This is a genomic window from Pontibacter arcticus, from assembly GCF_003284895.1.
GTDB classification, from domain to species: Bacteria; Bacteroidota; Bacteroidia; order Cytophagales; family Hymenobacteraceae; genus Pontibacter; species Pontibacter arcticus.
This window is the reverse complement of record NZ_QMDV01000003.1, coordinates 526,266-545,509: the sequence shown is the minus strand read 5'-3', so window position 1 is coordinate 545,509 and position 19,244 is coordinate 526,266. Positions and strand designations below refer to the sequence as shown.

20 protein-coding genes are annotated in these 19,244 nt (G+C 45.3%); 18 read left to right on the top strand and 2 right to left on the bottom strand.

The genetic code is table 11. The features are described from left to right. Window positions 1-22: 22 nt before the first annotated feature. Complete coding sequence (locus DP923_RS11865) at window positions 23-1,339, bottom strand: peptidoglycan DD-metalloendopeptidase family protein (protein ID WP_112306067.1); 1,317 nt, start codon at window positions 1,337-1,339, stop codon at window positions 23-25. Between the two features lie 277 nt (window positions 1,340-1,616). Between DP923_RS11865 and fabG the strand changes: the two genes are divergently transcribed. The 18 genes from fabG to priA all read left to right on the top strand — a co-directional run bounded on the left by fabG (window position 1,617) and on the right by priA (window position 18,837). After that, window positions 1,617-2,363, top strand: coding sequence for a 3-oxoacyl-[acyl-carrier-protein] reductase (gene fabG, locus DP923_RS11860; protein ID WP_112306066.1), 747 nt, complete (start codon window positions 1,617-1,619; stop codon window positions 2,361-2,363). 150 nt (window positions 2,364-2,513) lie between these two features. Continuing rightward, complete coding sequence (locus DP923_RS11855; protein WP_112306065.1) at window positions 2,514-3,023, top strand: hypothetical protein; 510 nt, start codon at window positions 2,514-2,516, stop codon at window positions 3,021-3,023. A 30-nt stretch (window positions 3,024-3,053) separates the two neighbouring features. Further along, entirely contained in the window at window positions 3,054-5,135 is a 2,082-nt protein-coding gene (locus DP923_RS11850; protein ID WP_112306064.1) for a vWA domain-containing protein, read from the top strand. Window positions 5,136-5,242: 107 nt separating this feature from the next. Beyond that, a complete protein-coding gene (locus DP923_RS11845) occupies window positions 5,243-5,464 on the top strand; it encodes a hypothetical protein (protein WP_112306063.1) in 222 nt (73 codons plus the stop codon). 109 nt (window positions 5,465-5,573) lie between these two features. Further along, on the top strand, window positions 5,574-6,149 hold the full coding sequence (locus DP923_RS11840; protein ID WP_112306062.1) for a GNAT family N-acetyltransferase: 576 nt from the start codon (window positions 5,574-5,576) through the stop codon (window positions 6,147-6,149). A gap of 178 nt (window positions 6,150-6,327) precedes the next feature. Further along, window positions 6,328-6,936, top strand: a complete 609-nt coding sequence (locus DP923_RS11835; protein ID WP_112306061.1) for a pseudouridine synthase — start codon at window positions 6,328-6,330, stop codon at window positions 6,934-6,936. A gap of 169 nt (window positions 6,937-7,105) precedes the next feature. Then, window positions 7,106-8,407 carry a M20/M25/M40 family metallo-hydrolase gene (locus tag DP923_RS11830; RefSeq protein ID WP_112306060.1) on the top strand — a complete coding sequence of 434 codons (1,302 nt, stop codon included), beginning with the start codon at window positions 7,106-7,108 and terminating at the stop codon, window positions 8,405-8,407. Window positions 8,408-8,556: 149 nt separating this feature from the next. Then, window positions 8,557-9,033: a hypothetical protein gene (locus DP923_RS11825; protein ID WP_125047713.1), complete on the top strand. Its 477-nt coding sequence runs from the start codon at window positions 8,557-8,559 to the stop codon at window positions 9,031-9,033. 110 nt (window positions 9,034-9,143) lie between these two features. After that, window positions 9,144-10,205: a hypothetical protein gene (locus tag DP923_RS11820; RefSeq protein WP_112306058.1), complete on the top strand. Its 1,062-nt coding sequence runs from the start codon at window positions 9,144-9,146 to the stop codon at window positions 10,203-10,205. Window positions 10,206-10,267: 62 nt separating this feature from the next. Further along, window positions 10,268-11,254 carry a phosphotransferase gene (locus DP923_RS11815; protein ID WP_112306057.1) on the top strand — a complete coding sequence of 329 codons (987 nt, stop codon included), beginning with the start codon at window positions 10,268-10,270 and terminating at the stop codon, window positions 11,252-11,254. A gap of 143 nt (window positions 11,255-11,397) precedes the next feature. Then, window positions 11,398-12,111 carry an SIMPL domain-containing protein gene (locus tag DP923_RS11810; RefSeq protein WP_112306056.1) on the top strand — a complete coding sequence of 238 codons (714 nt, stop codon included), beginning with the start codon at window positions 11,398-11,400 and terminating at the stop codon, window positions 12,109-12,111. 14 nt (window positions 12,112-12,125) lie between these two features. Next, complete coding sequence (locus DP923_RS11805; protein WP_112306055.1) at window positions 12,126-12,752, top strand: class I SAM-dependent DNA methyltransferase; 627 nt, start codon at window positions 12,126-12,128, stop codon at window positions 12,750-12,752. A 176-nt stretch (window positions 12,753-12,928) separates the two neighbouring features. Then, a complete protein-coding gene (locus tag DP923_RS11800; protein WP_112306054.1) occupies window positions 12,929-13,354 on the top strand; it encodes an SRPBCC domain-containing protein in 426 nt (141 codons plus the stop codon). Between the two features lie 83 nt (window positions 13,355-13,437). Beyond that, window positions 13,438-14,076, top strand: coding sequence for a hypothetical protein (locus DP923_RS11795; RefSeq protein ID WP_112306053.1), 639 nt, complete (start codon window positions 13,438-13,440; stop codon window positions 14,074-14,076). A 119-nt stretch (window positions 14,077-14,195) separates the two neighbouring features. Beyond that, the gene (locus DP923_RS11790; protein ID WP_112306052.1) at window positions 14,196-14,777 is read left to right on the top strand and encodes a hypothetical protein; all 582 of its coding nucleotides are present in this window, start codon (window positions 14,196-14,198) and stop codon (window positions 14,775-14,777) included. Window positions 14,778-14,835: 58 nt separating this feature from the next. Next, on the top strand, window positions 14,836-15,753 hold the full coding sequence (locus DP923_RS16840) for a DUF5996 family protein (protein WP_112306051.1): 918 nt from the start codon (window positions 14,836-14,838) through the stop codon (window positions 15,751-15,753). A gap of 13 nt (window positions 15,754-15,766) precedes the next feature. After that, window positions 15,767-16,210 (top strand): GNAT family N-acetyltransferase, encoded by a 444-nt coding sequence (locus DP923_RS11780; RefSeq protein WP_112306050.1) that lies wholly within the window; start codon window positions 15,767-15,769, stop codon window positions 16,208-16,210. Window positions 16,211-16,305: 95 nt separating this feature from the next. Further along, window positions 16,306-18,837: a replication restart helicase PriA gene (priA, locus tag DP923_RS11775; RefSeq protein WP_112306049.1), complete on the top strand. Its 2,532-nt coding sequence runs from the start codon at window positions 16,306-16,308 to the stop codon at window positions 18,835-18,837. Between the two features lie 138 nt (window positions 18,838-18,975). Here the strand turns inward: priA and DP923_RS16720 are convergent, their stop codons facing one another. After that, entirely contained in the window at window positions 18,976-19,149 is a 174-nt protein-coding gene (locus DP923_RS16720) for a hypothetical protein (protein WP_165838184.1), read from the bottom strand. Window positions 19,150-19,244 lie beyond the last annotated feature (95 nt).

Here is a 19,244-nt window from a genome sequence, read left to right as displayed (position 1 = left end):
TATATTTTATACTTTTATCTGTCTACCCTTCTGATTTTTCAGGTGCTTTTTTGCTGGCCAGTAAGGGCTGCGTGGCGCCGTTTTCATTCAGCGCTATAAAAGTTTGAACCACTTCGTTTTTTACTGCAGCGAACGCTTCCTTATGCTTTTTAGCGATTGGGTCGGCAGACGGTAGTTTTACGCGCAGGGCATCTACTTGACGGCCATTTTTCCAAAAACGGTAGCACAGATGCGGGCCGGTTGCCAGACCCGTGCTGCCCACATACCCGATCGTTTGGCCTTGTTTAACGCGGGCCCCGGGGCGCATGCCTTTCGCATATTTGGTCATGTGCAGGTACTGGGTTGTATAAGTTTTGTTGTGCTTGATTTTTACGTAATAACCGTTGCCACTGGTATACCCTGCTTCCTGTACCACGCCATCGCCTACCGTACGGATGGGTGTGCCACGGCGGGCAGCGAAATCAGTACCCAGGTGTGGCTTGTAGCGCTTTTGTACCGGATGAAAACGGCGGCTCGTAAAACGTGAACTTACCCGGCTATACTCCAATGGCTCGCGCAGAAAGGCTTTTTTCAGACTGTTGCCGTGCTGGTCGAAGTAGCCGGTGCTGTTGCCCTGCTCAAAAGCAATCGCGTAAATAGAATCGCCTTCGTGCTCAAAAAATGCTGCCTTCAGTTTACCAAAACCAATGCGCCGCCCGTTCACTTCCTGCTCTTCGTAAATCAGTTTAAACTTATCGCCGGGCTGGATGCGGTTCAGGTCGAGGCGCCAGGCGTAGATATCGGCAAACATATTTACCAATTGCGGAGAGCCACCTGCTTCTACCATCGACTCGAACAAAGAGCTTTTTATTTCGCCGGAAAGCGTGCGCGTTACCGTATCGATCTGGCGGGTTTCTTTTGTAACGGCCAGTTCGCCACGCAGATCATAGATCACATACTCTACTTCGGAAGGCTCGTAAATAAAATACTGGGCCGTTTGCGCGGAGTCGCGGAGGTGCAGGATGGTGTAGTTACGGCCGGAATTGATGCGTCTTAAACTAAACACCTCTTTCGATTTTTGAGCCAGTTCGCTGATTGTGGTGGGCGAAATATTATACTTTGTCAGGATCTCGGAAACGGTTTGCCCGCGCTCTACTTCCCCGTCTACAATCTCCAGCGAATCCGTGGAAATACCATATACAACAGGTACAGCTACAGGCGCCGGTTTTTCCGGTTTAACAGGCTTTTTTGCTTCTAGGGAAGTATAAGCAGGTTTAAAATCCAGGGTTTGGGCGGCAGTTACCACCAAAAAAAGCGATAGCGCGATCAGGAGAACGAGTCCTTTGGTACGTTTGAACATTACCGGTTACTTTTATTTTTGCGAAGCTGCGAAATTATACTTTAACCATTAGAAATAAAAATAGAATCTGGCACAATATTCAGATTACTAATCTGTTGCACCTATTTCACAAGCCTAATAATAGTATAAATACTATTTTAGCGTTTATAATTTGGTAGGATTATTCTGTTTTCAAGAAAAGTATAAACGCTTAACTATCAGCAACTTTATACTTCTAAAACATGCAATACGCCGCTGGTGCTGCCATATATCCAAATCTTTTATAACTTTGGCACCTATGAAAGCATTAGAAGGAAAAGTAGCTCTGGTAACGGGAGCATCTAAAGGTATAGGGCGCGCCATCGCTCAAAAATTTGTAGAGGCCGGCGCCCAGGTAGCATTTACCTACTTATCAAGTGTAGAAAAAGGACAGGCCCTGGAGCAGGAACTGGCAGCCAATGGCGGCAAAGCCAAAGGGTTCCGTTCCGATGCCTCGGATATGGCACAGGCCGAAAAGCTGGTAGACGATGTAGTAGCTGAATTTGGCAAGATCGATATCGTTGTAAACAACGCCGGTATTACCCGCGACGGTTTGCTGATGCGCATGTCCGAAGACCAGTGGGATGCCGTGATCAACACCAACCTGAAATCTGTTTTCAACCTGACTAAAGCCGCTACCAAGCACATGATGCGCGCCAAATATGGCTCTATCATCAACATGACTTCGGTAGTTGGTATTAAAGGAAATGCAGGCCAGGCCAACTATGCCGCTTCCAAGGCTGGTATTATCGGCTTTACAAAATCGGTAGCGCTGGAGCTGGGCTCACGCAATATCCGCAGCAACGCCATTGCACCGGGCTTTATCGAAACCGAAATGACCGGCGAACTGGACCAGAAAGTGGTGGAAGAATGGAGAAAAGCCATTCCGTTGAAACGCGGCGGAACCCCGGACGATGTGGCAAAAGCTGCCCTGTTCCTGGCCTCCGACGAATCGGCGTACATTACAGGCCAGGTGCTGCAGGTTGATGGCGGTATGCTGACTTAATTGAGTTCTGAGTTATGAGGCGCGAGTTCTGAGTTCGTGAAAATTCTTAATTCGAAAAAGACCAATGCTGTAACGGGATCGTTAGCAGCATTGGTCTTTTTGTTTTATCTTGATTCAAATTAGTTTTCACCAGTTACTTTCTCTATCTATATGAAAGTCGAAACAATACCGTACAAGCCGTCTTTTAAAGCTTTTCTACTGTATTTTGGGTTGCTTTTTAGCCTGCTTTCGGTGATGATTGTTGGTTTTTACTTAGCTTTGGAAAGAGAGAAATCGTTTACAGAATACCTTACTTCTTTTGTCTATTTATACTTCCTGATTCCTTTGCTCAACGCAGTTGCTTTTGCTTATTCGACGCGCAGGCACGATTATTTTATTTCAGAAATCAATGATCCGGCATTAGCAGCAAGCTGGGTTGTAGCATTCTTGCAGAAAGAAGGAATGCGCATCAAATCCGAAGATGGTAATCGTACAGTTCTGGAATCAGGCAAAACATTTTTCAGGGCACTTAATAACTGGTTTGGCACCGAAATGATTACGGTCAGCGCTACCGAACACGAAGTAATAGCATCCGGTAATTTCAGATACATTGATCTGCTCGACACAAAAATCAAATTTGGCAACGTACCTTTCCGCGATCAGCCGTACAAGCATTCATAACTCAGAATTTATACTTCATAGACAACAGGCTTGAACAGTTTCCGACTTATAACGACAACTTCGCCGTGGCTGATCTTAGCCTGCCTGCTAGCTGGTGCGCTGTATGCGTGGTTACTTTACAGCAAAAAATCGCCCTGGCCGGCAAGTATAAATTACGGCTTGGCGGCGCTGCGTTTTGTGGTAGTAAGTATAGTGGCTTTTCTGTTGCTGGGCCCGCTGGTGCGCTACTTAAAAAACACCACCAAAAAGCCGCTTGTAGTTTTTGCGATTGATAACTCACGGTCTGTTTCGCTTTTTACAGATTCGGTGCAGTTGCGGCAAACCCAGGAAGGCCTGCAAAGTATACTTACCAAACTGCAAACCGAAAACTTTGACACACAAGTCAGGTTACTGCAACCCGATGAAAACCCAACCAACCTAAACCAGGTTACTTTTACCGGGCAAACCTCCAATCTGAGCCAGCTGCTCATGTCGGTGCAGGAAGAATTTGTGCAGGAAAACTTAGCGGGCGTGGTGTTGCTTTCGGATGGCATTGTAAACCAGGGCATTTCGCCTGCGCAAAGCGGCTACACACATACCTTGTACCCGGTGGCTGTTGGCGATACGATCCCGAAAAAAGACATTATACTTGCCTCGCTGCGCTACAACAAAGTAAACTACAGCGGCACACGTTTTCCGTTGGAGGCCGAAGTACAGCACGTGGGTTTTGGCGGCGCAACCGCAACGGTGGTGTTAAAGGAAAACGGCAACATCATCCAGCGGAAAAGTATAATGCTTAAGCCAAACCAACCGGTGCAGCCGGTCGCGTTTCAGGTGATGGCTGCCGGGCTGGGCAAACGCCATTACGAAGTCGAAATTCTGGCCAGGCCCGATGAGTTTACCAAACTCAACAACACCAAACATGCCTACATCGATGTGGTGAAAGGCAAGATAAAAATACTGGTTGCCGCCGCCGCGCCTCATCCCGATATCAAAGCAATGCGCGCCGCCATCGAATCAAACGAAAACTACGAAACCGACCTTTTTATACCCGGCCTCACCCTGCTTAAACAACAGAATTATGATGTAGCCGTGCTGCACCAGCTCCCCGGACGAACAGGCGGCGCAGAAGCTGTACTGAACCTGGTACGAAATAAAAACTTGCCGGCACTATACATTATTGGTCCGCAGAGCGATTTGGTTGCTTTTAACAATTTGCGACTTGGCCTGGCCATTACCAGCAATGGCCAGACAGATGAGGTAACAGGCGCAATTAACCCGGCTTTCAAAGGATTTCAGTTGCCTGAGCAGGCTGATGAGCGGATGCCGCAGTACCCGCCTGCCCTGGTGCCTTTCGGCGATTACCGCATTGCCGGCAACTCCGAAATTATACTTTACCAGCAGGTAGGGCGCGTGCAAACCAAAAAACCGTTGCTGACGGTACATACATCCGGTGATAAACGGAATGCTGTTCTGCTGGCATCCGGCACGTGGCAATGGCGGTTAAGCGAAGCCGCTGAACACAAAACGCCGGAAGTATACGACCAGCTCATCACCAACCTCATTCAATTATTAAATGCGCCGCGCAATAAAAAACGATTGAATGTATACCCTGTTCAGGATGAATATACCAGTACCGAAGAAATACGCTTTAACGCCGAAGTATACAACGAAGCACTCGAGCCGGTGTACGGTCAAAATATAGCCCTGACTATTACCGATGTTGCTGGCACAACCCGCAACTTCAACTTTGCCAATGGCGAAAACCAATCTGGTGTAAACATCGGTACGTTGCCGGGCGGCCGTTATACCTATACAGCCAGCGCGCGCCTGGACGGAACCTTACAACAGGACAAAGGCGAATTTATAGTGGAAGAACTGCAGCTGGAGGCCCTGAACGCCGTGGCCGATCATAACCTGTTGTATCAGCTGGGAGCCAATTCGGGGAGCAGTTTATACTTTCCGGGTACGCTGGCGCAGCTGCAAACCGACATCCTGAAAGCCGACCATAAACCTGTTATTTACAGCGCAGAAGAACTGACCGATGTGATTGACTTGAAATGGCTTTTCTTTGTGCTGCTGGCCTTTGTAAGTATAGAATGGTTTATCCGGAAGTATAACGGCAGCTATTAATTTTTACGACAAAGGATTTTTTGACGAAGGAAAAACTGAAACGCCCCGATGCCCTCAACCGAAGATTGCTACCGCAAGTTTAGCGACAGCGTAACTTGTGGTTGAGTATGGCAGAAGTTTTCAACTTCTTTGCTTTGCAAAAGCAATGGCTGCTATGGCTTATACTTTGGCTAAGACTCATTTTTCAAAGTCTTGCCGAAGTATATTTTTCTGCTCTTGCAGAAAGCAAGTTAAAAACTTGCACCATTCATAGCCACAAGTTACACTTCGTTAAACTTGCGGCAGTGGGAGCTTTGGAGCAAATCCGAAATATACCTGCGAATCTTTAATACGAAGCATCTGCAAGGCACTTTCTGCTGTAACTAAGTGATCAAAATGTCCAACAGAAGTATGAGTTGAAAGTATTTGTCATAAGCCTCTTTTATCAAAATAAAAACTATGAAACTGACCAGCGCCGAGTCCATCGTTATCGAAACCGAACGCCTGCTTTTAAGTGAGCTGACACCAAAACTGATGCACGAGCTTTTTACGGAATGTAGCGACGAGGAAATAATTACTTACATGGGGTTTGCGTCGCAGGACATTCTGGATGCTGAAAAGAAGAAATTCCGCAAGGGCATCAGCTCTTATTATTATACTTTCAAGAACTTCCGGATACTTGACAAAACAGATCAGAAAGTACTGGGCCGCTGCGATTTTCATACGTGGGTGCGGCACCACCGGCGCGCCGAAATTGGCTACCATTTATTAGACGACAGTTCAAAAAACAAAGGCATTATGAGCGAAGCCCTGGCTCCCATACTTGCTTTTGGGTTCGAGCGGATGCAGCTTTACCGCATCGAGGCAATGGTGGCAAGTTATAATGAGCCCTCGCTGAAGTTACTGCAGAAATTCGGTTTTACCCTGGAAGGCAACCTGCGCGGACATTACGTAGTGAACGGCGTAAACGAAGACTCACTGGTGCATTCGTTATTATTGCCGGAGTTTGAGAAGTTTGAGAAGTTTGGGAAGTAAGAGTCTGGGAAGTAAGAAGTCGAAAAGTAGACTTCATCTCCAAAAAATCGCTTTTAAAAATAAAGTATGATTTTTAAGTTCAAACCTATAAAACTTTCTAACTTAAACTAACTTTTTAACTTCTGTAACTTCCTAACCTTCTAACTTTCCAAACTCTTACCTCTAACTTCCAACTCCCTTGCCTTACCTGATCTTAAATAAACCCTACGAAGTGCTGACGCAGTTTACTGACGAAACCGGCCGCGCCACGCTCAAAGATTTTGTAAAAGTGCCCAACATTTACCCTGTCGGCCGGCTCGATTACGACAGCGAAGGCCTGGTTTTACTGACTGACGACAAAGCGTTGCAGCACCGCTTATCGGACCCGAAATTCAAGATCAAAAAAACGTATTGGGTGCAGGTAGAAGGCGAACCAACCGAAGAAGCACTTAGGCAACTGCGCAACGGTGTACTTGTAAAAGATGTAAAAACCGCGCCCGCCAAAGTAAAACTGATAGACGAACCTGAAGTATGGGAACGCTCTACGCCTATCCGGTTCCGGGCTAATAAACCCACCAGCTGGCTCGAAATAAAGATATCGCAGGGCATGAACCGCCAGGTGCGCCGCATGACGGCCGCTGTCGGTTATCCCACGCTCCGCCTGATCCGTCCGGCCATCGGGCCGCTGGCGCTAAACGAGTTGCAACCCGGCCAGTACCGCGAGCTTACACCCCAGGAAATCATACTTTTAAAAGGTGTGAGCAAACCCGTAGCAACCTATAAAAATCCCGGGCGCAGATTCAGGTAAGTGCAAGTATAAATCCGAAGCCGTGGCTGCTCTTGTGGCACCCAGGCAAGCAGGTTATTTTTTATCTTTCCCTTCTGATCAAATTTGCAATGTGGTTTTATAAAGTTTAAGTATATTGAGTTTTCTATACATTAAAAGCTCATACAACTAACTTTATTTACACCTTACTATGCAAAAAAGAATTTTGCTTGCCGCGCTTGCCTTAAGTTTCAGCAGCGCTGTTTCGGCACAAAGTATAAATACCATCTCTCAGCAGGAAACCACCCGCCTAATGCGCACCCTCAGCGCCGATGACATGGAAGGCCGCGCCTCGTTTACGCCCGGCATCGAGAAAGCAGCCGATTTTATTTCCGCAGAATTTACCCGCATCGGCCTGCAACCACTTGCCGGCGGCACCGATTTTAAACAGACTTTCCATGTTTACCGCATCACGCCAACCGAGCACGAAGCCAAACTGAATGGCAAGAAAATAGCCAAAGAAAATATTTTTGCGATAACCGAAAGCAAAGAGCTGGAATGGAAAAACGACGGCAAGCGCCAGGTGGTGATGATCGGTGAGAACGATGATTTCCGAAAAAGCCTGGGCCAGCTGAATGCTGCTAAAAATGATGCCCTGGTACTGGTGCATCCCAAACACACCGAGTTCTTTAAAAGCTACCAGGGTTATATTGGCCGCGGCAGCGTGAAGCAGGAACTTGGCAAAAGCACTAGCAACCGCGTGTTTATACTTACCGACCAGCCTTCAGCTAAAAAGTACAACCTCGAAGTAGAGAACAAGATCGAAAAGTTGCCGCTTACCAACGTGGCCGGCATGATCGAGGGCAAGCGTAAAAATGAGTACGTTGTTTTCTCGGGCCACTACGACCACATCGGCATTGGCCACGCTATAGATGGCGACAGCATTGCCAACGGCGCCGACGATGATGCTTCGGGCACCACGGCCATGATGATGCTGGCAGATTATTACAAAAAGCAAGGCCAACCGGAGCGTACGCTTCTTTTTGTGGCTTTCACGTCTGAAGAGATTGGCGGTTACGGCTCTAAATATTTTTCGGAGCAGCTTAACCCCGACCAGCTGGTAGCCATGTTTAACATCGAAATGGTGGGCAAAACAGCTAAATTCGGTCCGAACAGCGCGTACTTAACTGGCTTCGAGCGGTCTTCGCTAGGTGCTCTGATGCAGAAACGACTGGCCGGCTCTACCTACGCCATCCACCCGGACCCGTACCCGGAGCAAAACCTTTTTTACCGTTCCGACAACGCGACTTTGGCCCGCTTAGGTGTTCCGGCGCATACTATCAGTTCGGTGCAGATAGACCTGGATAAAACCTACCACACTGTGAAAGACGAGTTCGAGAACCTCGACATGGACCACATGACGCACATGGTAAAACTGATCGCGCTGGCTTCCCAGGGCGTGGTAAGCGGAGAAGACACTCCCACCCGAGTAGACAAGGCTTTAGTGAAGTAAATTACAAGGCGAAAACATACGCATAATCCGCTGTTTTTAGTAGGTAAAGCGTATGTTTTCGCTTATCTAGTAGTTGGCGGTGATTGTAATGACTAATAAAACCAAAGTTAAGAAGTTCTCATAGCATGAGGAATATCATAATAATTACGATGGCTTTTACTTTTGTTACATCCCTCATGTGCTGTAAAAAAAAGGGGAATGTTGCTGCTTCAAAGGAAAGGGTAGGTGGAGGTCAAGCCATTCAAAAAGACAATTATACATGTGTTAGTAACATTAGAGTAGAACTTGTTTCAGATGGAGAGGAGGCACCAGATGCTCTTGTTGTTTCCTTTACCAGCATGGATACAGTAGTCAATCAAATTCTGGAACAAGGGAAAAAAGTTACGGTCTATGTATGGAAGGACTCCTCAGAAACCATTGAAGATTCCGCAGCATATTCATCACGAATAGCATTATTAAGAAGAATAAACGATAATGAATTTCAACTCTCTTATCCTGATATGGGGTTCAGATTTCTAAAGCCATATCAGTTGTCAGAAATTTCAAGTGATGAATTTAGGAAGAAGTCTAAAGTAAAGATCAAAACCAAGTCAGGAAAAGAATGGATTTTTCGCTCCTGTCAATAAGGTAGATGATAAACCAGAAAAACAAACTCCGCCAACAAAGTTCAGCCTTTATGCTCGGCTCCGCCTCGCCCATCGGCTGCACGAACACCGTTGGGTGAAATTAAAATAAGATGGATAAAGAGAAACGAAAAGAACATTTTAATAGTCCAAGCTGGGTAACATACCTTACTCCTTTTACTCTAATTGTACCCGATAATGAAGAACCACTCAAGGTTGAGTTAGAAGAAATCAATTCTAATACATACAACCATGGGAAGTTATGCAAAATTGTTAGCTCTTCGCCAATAGACTCATTTGATTTTGATTTAATCATCTGCTATGATGGTGCACTGGCTATACCTAAATTCAGTACGTTCTCTGAGAAGGAAAAAGCAGTTGACTTTTTTAACAACTTATTCTGTAAAATATTACTTGGAGGAATTTATTGTGAAGCGGTAGATAGAAGAGACATAGTTAATGGGAAGCTTCATAAACAAAGCTTCATATGGCCTGTAGATTTTGGAAATAGTGCCTCTACTCACTTACATTCAAAGCTAAGAATGAAGGTCGCAAGTAATATGGATAGCATCATTCTTTCTAATCCAAATTACATAACTGTTAGCGAATTCCATAAAACAATAGGTGCAGGTAATAATATACTTTCTAAAATAAATAATTTAACTCCCAAGTTTTTAGTGAGGGGGGTAACAGAAATAACATACCGAAATTGGGACTTAGTATTATCTAACTTATGGATTACTGTTGAACAATTGATAGATTTTGTATGGAATAATTTTTATTTAATAGACACGAAATATCATCCTAAAGACCCAATTTCTGGAAGAATTAAGTCACTTAAAAATGATAGCAGAACGTGGAGTACCTCAGTAAAACAAGAAATTATGTACCAAAATGGAATATTGGATGAAGGTATAATTTCAAAGCTATACCCTGCCAGACAAGCAAGAAACAAACTTGTTCATGAAGGTAAAGGAGTATCACAACAGATAGCTCTTGACTTGTATACTGCTGTACAACTTCTTCTAAAGAAGGCCTCAGGGCTTAAGCATATCTCTTTTCCAGATGTTGAAGAAAGTTCAAGGGAATCTTTATCAGATAAAAGCGACTTTTCCCTAGAAGACTTTGATGCTTGGAAGGAAGTGAAAATAAAAAAAACACCCAACAAAGTATAGCAGTCATGCTTCGGCTGACGCCTTGCCATCTGCTATACCAATCCGTTAAATACAATTAAAAAATGAACCACGCCCCTGTTATCAGCTCCATACTTTCACCTGATTACCTGGCGGCGTTTTTTGTGCTTCAGTATAGTTTTGGTGAAAATGCTACTTGTAAGATCCTGAAAACAGGCATCAACCACACGTACTTACTCAGCACATCCACTGCTAAATTTGTACTTCGGGTGTATTACCACGGCTGGCGAACCGAAAGCGAAATTACCGAGGAGCTAACCCTTTTAAATTTCTTAACCGAACATGGGATTTCGGTTGCATACCCGATCAGGGACCGCGAAGGGAAGTACATCAACCAACTGAAAGCGCCGGAAGGAGATCGTTTTGCTGTTTTGTTTTCCTATGCCGATGGTGAAACGATCCGGGTTCCGTCGGAAGAAGTGAGTTACCAACTGGGCACAGCGATGGCAAAAATGCACCAGCTCACCGTAAACAAGCCAATCCACAGAAAAGCCTATAACGCGGCCAGCCTGGTTAGCTGGGCCTTGCAGGAAGCCAGAAATCACTTCGACGCGCCCTCCGAGGAAATGCAGTATTTTGAACGGGCCGATGCCAAAGTTTTAGCTGTGTTTGAGCAAGCTGATGCGGCTGCGTTGCGCTACGGCATCGTTCACCTGGACCTTTGGTATGAAAATATGAAGATCAGGAACGGCACTGACATCACGATTTTCGACTTTGATAACTGCGGGAACGGCTGGCTGTTTTTAGATATGGCCTATAGCCTGATGACGCTCTACAGAAACGAATCGAACAAGGAAAACTTTGAAAGCAAGCGGGAAAGTTTCTATAAAGGGTATGAGTTAGTTACTCCCATTTCGGCAGAAGAAAAAAGGCTGATTCCGTATGGCGGCTTGGCCATCTGGCTACACTATACCGGCATCCATGTACAACGGTTCAATGATTTTTCGAATCAATTCCTCAGCCCGGAATTCCTGAAATATTGGATGCAGACGGTAAACCAATGGATGAAGTATAATGGTATAGAAGTATAAATTTGTCCGTGGATGCGTTAACAACTGTGCTCGGGCCATACTTTCCCTATCGCTTTTAATGGCCTCAGCGAAAATAAGCAAAGTATAAATACAGTTACTACCTATAGTCCTCAACTCCACTTTAAAACCTATCAGCATACCTTATGAACAAACTTACCCTGACCGCATTCCTTTTGCTAGCCACGCTGGCGGCTAGTGCCCAATCTAAAAACTTCCTCGACCAGCCTTACCTCGAAGTAACTGGCAGCGCCGACACGTTGGTAACGCCAAACGAGATCTACATCAAAATCCTGCTCTCAGAGAAAGATACCAAAGACAAAACATCCGTGGAAGCGCAGGAAATTAAGATGGCAAAAGCGCTGAAGGACCTGGGCATCAACATCGAAAAAAACCTGACCACCAGTGATATGGCCAGTAACTTTAAAACCTATTTCCTGAAAGGCAAAGAAGTCCTGAAATCAAAACAATACATCCTGAAAGTAAGCGATGCCGTAACGGCCGGCAAGGTATTCGGGCAGCTCGAAAGCCTGGACATATCCAACACCTCCATCGACCGCGTGGACCATTCGGATGTGGAAGGAATCAAGAACATACTTCGGTCTAAAGCAGCTGAAAACGCCCGCACAAAAGCCCTTGCCCTTACCAAACCGCTGAAGCAAACCGTTGGCCCGGCTATCCATATCACAGATACGGAATTCAGACAGCGGTCTTATCAATCTCAGGGAATGCTGAATGAAGTGGTTGTTACAGCTTACGGTGTAAGTGGTGCTGCTATGAAGAAGGATGAAACTCCGAATATCGACTTTCATAAGATTGAGCTGGCTGCGAACATCAACGTAAAGTTTATTCTGAAATAAAGTTTAGAAAAGTGATGGATGTAAGAAACGCTTATAACAACTGGGCAGCGCAATACGATATCAACCAAAACAAAACCCGCGACCTGGAAGCTGTTGCCATACGCGTTATGCTGGAAAGTATACCGTTTGATACCTGCCTTGAGATTGGCTGCGGAACCGGAAAAAATACAGAGTGGCTGCAAACCAGAGCAGCTTCGCTTACAGCAGTAGATTTTTCGGAGGAAATGCTGCGCAAAGCAAAAGAGAAACTGAACGCTGCTACTACAGAATTTATTCAGGCTGATATAACACAGCACTGGGACTTTGTGAAGCAGGCCTACCACCTGGTTACGTTTAGCCTGGTACTGGAGCACATCGAAGACCTGAACGCCATTTTCCGGAAAGCAGCAAGCGCTCTTGCTCCCGGCGGTTACCTTTATGTGGGCGAGCTGCATCCTTTTAAACAATACACCGACTCTAAAGCCAGGTTCGAAACGGCGGAAGGCATACAAGTCTTAACGTGTTACCTGCATCATCTTTCGGATTTTATGCAAGCAGCAGCCCAGGCTGGCTTCAGAATAGAGAACGTGCAGGAATATTTTGATGAAGATGACCGCACTACTATGCCGCGAATTCTGGCCTTACTGTTCCGGAAAGTATAAACGCAGCTTTGCATACTTTTAAATTTAATTATTTAGCGAAAGTTCTGTATTAATTTATTTAACCCATAGTAGATGTTTCCGGAATTTTACCTTAATTAGCTTAACTTTTAACCGTTTTACTCGCAGCAAACTGCTGATTTTTAAGACAATCATCTTCTTCTTAAATCGCTATCGCTATGGAAACTTTCCAGCTCGCTATCAACATCAACGCGCCCAAAGAAAAAGTATGGGAGGCTTTGTGGAAAGACGAAAATTACAGAAAATGGACCGCTGTGTTCACGGAAGGTTCTTACGCTGAAAGCGATTGGCAGGAAGGCAGTAAAATACGCTTTTTATCACCGGGCGGAGACGGCATGTTCGGCACCATCAAAAAGATGAAAGCAAATGAGCAGATGATTTTTGAGCACCAGGGCGAAATTAAAAACAGTGTAGAAGAAGTACAGGATTGGAAAGGCGCCACAGAAAGCTACTTCTTAACCGAAAACAACGGCATAACAACTCTGCGCTGCGAAATGTACACCTCCGAAGAGTTTAAAGAATACTTTCAGGATACATTACCAAAAGCACTTGCTATAGTAAAGCAGATTGCCGAACAGGATTGATGTAACTTAAAACACCTAATTATTTCGATAATTATTAATAAGCCTACTTTAATATAATCCGAATTAAATTTAAACCCCTGAATATGAAAAACTTATTACTTCTTTTAGTAACACTTACGGCTTTACTGAACATAAGCTGTGAACAGGAAAAGGTAGACCCTTCTGTTAAGTATGACATTACAAAATTAAAAGAGCATACCAGTATTCAGTTTAAAGGTCAGGTTTTAAATCAAAATATAAAATGGCTAAGTTCTAATTATAATTCTGATATCCAATATGGCCGTGGAAGCTTTTGGTGTGTAACAGATGACAAATCCATTCAACAAAGAAATTTTTATATTTCTAATAAATGGGAGAAAGATGTGATAACCTCTTTAAAAATTTCTTCTCCTGCTTTTTCTATTCACGATACATTTCAAAATAAAAAAGCCCTGTTTGATATTGGAAAAAAAATAATCAGAACAAGTGAGAATACCATCTATGAAGGATTTACAATTGAAGGCAATACAAAAGATGATTGTTTCTCAACTGCAAATGGAAATCAGAAATGGAGTTCATTTGAAGTAATAAAAATAGAAGAACTTAAAAATGACACTTCCATAGATCCGGAGACTAGAATGATAAAAGTTTGGGCTGTTGTGAATTGCAATTTGTACGCTTGCAGTGGCAATAAAATTGGCACCATAAAAGATGGCCAGTTTATCTTTGAAGTTGAAATATAGTATAGCGTGTAACCTTTTTGGACAGTTACTAATCAGTAAGGTCAATGTAGTTGTTTCTGAGAGCCCCTTTTACAAAAAACAGATCTTGCTTTATACTTCACCCATACGTTATTAAACTCATGCAAAGCCCAACGCTGAAGAATATGCATTTGCAACAACAGGTAGGTATAAACTATATACTACTTACAATTTTAGCGGTAGCTTTTACCTGGCTGTTGCATGAGTTTTCGCATTGGCTAACCGGCGAGCTTCTGGGCAACAACATGGCCATGACGCTGAACTCGAGTTACCCGTTGGCTGGTAAGTATGGAGCCGCTTCTCATGCAAATCTGGTATCCATTGCAGGGCCGCTTGTTACGCTATTGCAGGCTGTAATTATTTACTACCTCCTGAAGTCAGGTAAAGCTTTTCTACTTTTTCCGTTTTTGTTAACCTGCCTGTATATGCGGGTAATGGCGGCCGGGCTCAACTTTATTAACCTGAACGATGAAGGGCGTGTAAGCCAATCGCTGCAGCTAGGTACTTTTACCTTACCCCTTCTCATTTCAGCCATACTTTTTTACCTGGTCTATGCTGTGGTTAAGCAAAGGCAGCTAAGCAGCAGAATGATCATCATAACCACCCTACTGGTTATGTTCGTAAGTTCGATTATGATCTATCCGATCAGTTTCTGCATTTCAGGTTATTGTAAGGAAGTATAAACAGCAGGATTTTTACTTGTAGTTCGTGAAGCGAAGTGGATACCTTTAACCATACCTTATGCAAAATACCTGGCCCGCACTTTCTTACGCCGATGCAAAAGCAACGTACGAAACGCTGCACCTCTGGACGCAGATCATCGGTAAAATAAAGCTTGCGAAATTACCCTGGCTCAACCACTCCTGGCACGTAACTTTGCTGGTAACGCCAACCGGACTTACCACATCTACTTTGCCAGCAGGAAAAGGGTATTTTCAGGTAGATTTTGATTTGGTAAGCCATCAGTTGAACATAACCACAAGTACAGGAAAGAGCCACACTTTTGTCTTGGAAAGTATGGCCGTGGCGGATTTTTACCACAAAGTAATAAGTGCCCTGCAGGAGTTAGGAATTGAAGTAAGCCTGAACACCATGCCAAACGAACTCGAGCATCCAATCCCTTTCGAGGAAGATTATACCCATGCTACGTACCACCCAAAACAGGTGGAAAACCTGCACAAAGCCCTGTTACTGGCACAAGATGTTATGCAGCAATTCAGGGTTAAATTTACAGGCAAATGCAGCCCGGTACATTTTTTCTGGGGAAGCTTTGATTTGGCCGTTTCCCGCTTCTCTGGTAAAACCGCCCCGGCACACCCTGGTGGCGTACCCAACCTACCGGATTGGGTGGCCCAAGAAGCCTACTCGCATGAAGTATGCAGCTGTGGTTTTTGGCCGGGCAGCGAGGCGGTGCCGTTTGCGGCTTTCTATACCTATATTTACCCCGAGCCGGAAGGCTACAAAACTGCTGCTGTTAAACCTGAAGCTGCTTATTACCACACAGCGCTGGGTGAGTTTATACTTCCGTACGAGGCTGTTCAGAACTCAGAAAACCCCACAGCTATACTTTCCGATTTCCTGCAAAGCACCTACGAAACCGCTGCTAACCTGGCGAAATGGGACAGAAAAGCATTGGAAAAACAGCCGGTTGCTGAATAGTTTTTAGTACAACATGATCAGATACTACTCCCCTGCCGATAAAGCCCAGCTACTCGAACTGCTCGATCTTAACACGCCTTTATACTTTGCTGCCTCTGAAAAGCAGGATTTCATTTTATACCTTGCTGAGCACCTGGAAGATTATTTTGTAGTTGAACTTGAGGGGAAGATCATCGGGTGCGGAGGCCTAAATTATTTTGCCGGCCAAACCGAAGCGCGCCTTTCCTGGGACATCATCCACCCGGATTTTCAGGGGAAAGGCATTGGCAAAGCGCTCACGCAATACAGAATCAATCACATTAGAACCACTACACCCGTGCGCATACTTTATGTGCGTACCAGCCAGCACGTCTATAAATTCTATCAGAAAATGGGCTTTACCTTAGAAAAAACCGAGCAGGATTTCTGGGCAAAAGGCTTCGATCTGTACCAGATGCGGTTGGATATTATCCGGTAAAGTATAAACCTCCACGGGTAACTCTTCTCTACTTCGCTGGCAAACAATCCGCATTTTTTACGACCTTTGTACTTTCGTTTAAAGTATAAATTCCCTTGTCAGAACTGCTTAATTTTAATTACCCGCCAGAGCCGGCTACAGAGCGCGTTACGCTGTTTGCGGACGTTATTCTGCCGCTGCCTTTGCCCAAGTTGTATACTTACCGCATTCCGTTCGAGATGAACGACGACGTGTTGGTGGGTGTGCGGGTAATTGTGCAGTTCGGCGCCAAAAAAGTGTTAAGCTGCATCGTAGCTGATATTCACGAAAATGCCCCTCCCGATTACCAGGCCAAGTATATTCTGGATGTGCTCGATGATACCCCGATTGTAACAGCGCCGCAGCTCCGGCTTTTTAAATGGATTGCCGATTATTATATGTGCACGCTCGGCGAGGTGATCAATGCTGCTTTGCCTTCCGCGCTTAAACTGAGCAGCGAGTCGCGCATACAGCTTCACCCGCATTACAACCCCGAAGAAGACGAACTTATACTTGCCCCACAGGAAGAAAAGATCATTTTCGCGCTGCAAAACAATCCCGCGCTTACCTTTACCGAAATTGCCACCTTACTGCAAGGCAAAAGCTACCACAAGTATATCAAGTCGCTGATCCAGAAAGAGGCCATCATTATTTTTGAGCAGATCAGCGATAAGTTTGCTCCCAAAGTGGTAAAAAAAATTCGGCTGACGGAGCATTTTGTGCAGGAAGAAGGGATGCTGGAAGAGCTATTTAACCAGCTCGCGCCGCAGCCCAAACAACTTGATGTACTGCTCAGTTACCTCCAGAAAGTACCCGTACACCAGGACATCAACCTGAACTACAAAGGCATCGAAAAAAGTGCCCTGACAACTAACTCGCATTTGTCGGCTTCGTCTATCAATACGCTGGTAAAAAAAGGCGTACTCGAGCAGTTCGATCAGATCGTGTCGCGCTTTCCGCTGGATAACGAACCGAAGCAACTGCCGATGGTTTTATCAGAATACCAGCTCAAAGCGAAAGACGAAATTCTGGGGCTTTTCAAGGAAAAAGATACCGTGTTGCTACACGGCATAACCGGCAGCGGCAAAACCGAAGTATACATCGACCTGATAAAACACGCGCTGGAAGGCGGCGGACAAATTTTATACTTGCTCCCCGAAATTGCGCTGACTGCCCAGATCGTTACCCGGTTAATTAAAGTGTTTGGTGATAAGCTGGGCGTATATCATTCCAAGTTCTCAGATAACGAGCGCGCCGAAGTATGGCAGGGAATTCTGGCGGGCAGGTTCCAGGTGGTGGTGGGCGTACGGTCTGCGGTTTTTCTGCCGTTTCATGATCTGTCGCTGGTTATTATTGATGAAGAGCACGAGCCCAGCTACAAGCAATACGACCCAGCTCCACGCTACAATGCCCGCGAAACTGCTTTGATGATGGCTCATTTGCAAAGCGCCAAAACGCTGCTCGGCTCGGCCACGCCTTCCATCGAAACCTATTATAATTGCCAAACCAACCGCTGGGGGCTGGTAAACATGCACCAACGGTTCGGCGAAGCGCAACTCCCGGAAACCGAACTGGTAAACATCCGCGAAGAGCAACTGCGCAAAACCATGCACAGCCACTTTTCTGGCAAACTGCTCACGGCCATGGAAGAACGTTTGCAGCGAAACGAACAGGTTATCCTTTTCCAGAACCGCCGCGGTTATGCGCCTTTTATAAGCTGCGACGAATGCTCCTGGATTCCGAAATGTAAGAATTGCGCCGTTAGTTTATCCTATCACAAGTATAACAACGAGCTGCGCTGCCACTATTGCGGCTACCACGAGCAGATGCCCCACGACTGCCCGGCCTGCGGTGCCACCACCCTTAAAAGTATGGGCTTTGGTACGGAGAAGGTAGAAGACGAATTAAAGCTGTTGCTACCCAACGCCGAAGTGCAGCGCATGGATCTCGATACCACCAAAAAGAAGAACAGTTACCAGCAGATCATCGCGGATTTTGAGAACGGCAAAACCAATGTGCTGGTAGGCACGCAAATGGTGACCAAAGGCCTCGATTTCGAGAATGTAAGTTTAGTTGGAATTCTGAATGCCGATACGATCATCAACTTCCCGGATTTCAGGGCGCACGAGCGGGCGTACCAGTTATTTGTGCAGGTAAGCGGACGGGCGGGGCGTAAAAGCAAGGCAGGCAGTGTGGTTATCCAGACCCGCGACCCGCAGCAGCCTATTTTCCGGAAGGTAATCCACAACGATTACCTGGGTTTGTACGAGCACGAAATTGAGGAACGCCTGCGTTTTAGCTACCCGCCATTTGTGCGGATGATCCGGATAACGGTAAAACACGCCGACGAACGTACCGCCGAAAATGCCGCCATTGTGCTGGCGAAAGACCTGACCGACCGGCTTGGCAAACAGCAGGTTCTAGGGCCGGAAGTACCTTATATTTTCAGGATCAGGAATATGTTTCTGCAGGAGATCCACATCAAGCTTCCGCGCGAAAACATGAACCTGAAATCGGCGAAAGGGCAAATTGCACAGACCATTTTTAACCTGAAACTGATGCCCGACTTTAAAGCTACCCGCGTGGTTACGGACGTAGATCCGGCCTAAAGATCAATACTAAAAATAACAATACAACCTGCGCCTACGTATAATTGGTACTTAGGCTAAAAGTTGGAAAACCTGTTATCTTTATCTGAAAAGAAAAAAGATAACAGGTTTTTTAGTTACAACCAGTTGCCGTTTCCGTTATACTTCCTTCCGTAATCTGATAAAGTATAAAATCCCGAAAATAAGACCGGCCACCATCAGCACCACATCTACCCACGTATAATCTCCTCCTAGTATTTTGTATAAACTCATGCCAGCCACCACCAGGCAGGCCAGCGCCAGAAATATACGGTACGGTTTTCGGTTTTGCATTTCTCTTTAATTCTGAAGTATAGACTTGGTAACTTATAAATGAAGGTAGAGATTTATACTTAAAAAAACCCTGCTCCATCTATTGAATAAAAACA